The organism is Citrobacter sp. TBCS-14, assembly GCF_005280805.1.
GTDB lineage: Bacteria > Pseudomonadota > Gammaproteobacteria > Enterobacterales > Enterobacteriaceae > Citrobacter > Citrobacter gillenii.
This window is the reverse complement of the sequence record NZ_SZWM01000253.1, coordinates 246-855: the sequence shown is the minus strand read 5'-3', so window position 1 is coordinate 855 and position 610 is coordinate 246. Positions and strand designations below refer to the sequence as shown.

The window sequence follows — 610 nt, the reverse complement described above, 5'->3', positions numbered from 1 at the left end:
CAACAGGCGCGTCTGAAACTGGAACAAATCGCAGCTGATATTAAGAGCGGTAAAACCACCTTTGCGGCAGCGGCTAAAGAGTTTTCTCAGGATCCGGGGTCTGCCAACCAGGGCGGTGACCTGGGTTGGGCTGCAGCCGATATTTTCGATCCGGCTTTCCGCGATGCGCTGACTAAACTTCATAAAGGCCAGATGAGCACCCCGGTGCACTCCTCATTCGGCTGGCATCTTATCGAGCTGCTGGATACGCGTAATGTTGATAAAACTGACGCGGCACAGAAAGANGAACCGTAAATTCTCGGAAGAAGCAGCGACCTGGATGCAGGAACAGCGCGCCAGTGCGTACGTTAAAATTCTGAGCAACTAATGACTCAAATTCAACGTGTTGTGATCACTCCCGGCGAACCTGCCGGGATTGGTCCGGACCTTGTGATCCTGCTTGCACAGCGCGAGTGGCCGGTAGAACTCGTTGTTTGTGCTGATGCCACGCTACTCCGTGACCGGGCAGCCATGCTCGGTTTACCGCTCTCGCTCCTTCCCTACTCTCCAGATATCCCAGCCCAACCACAATCAGCGGGTACGCTGACGCTATTGCCGGTTGCGTTGCGCG

At 55.2% G+C, this 610-nt stretch carries 2 pseudogenes; both read left to right on the top strand.

Annotated elements, in window-relative coordinates:
• Positions 1–367: pseudogene (locus FDX22_RS12335) on the top strand (peptidylprolyl isomerase); the annotation flags it as partial.
• A pseudogene (pdxA, locus tag FDX22_RS30925) lies at positions 367–610 on the top strand (4-hydroxythreonine-4-phosphate dehydrogenase); the annotation flags it as partial. The pseudogenes FDX22_RS12335 and pdxA, both read left to right, overlap by 1 nt.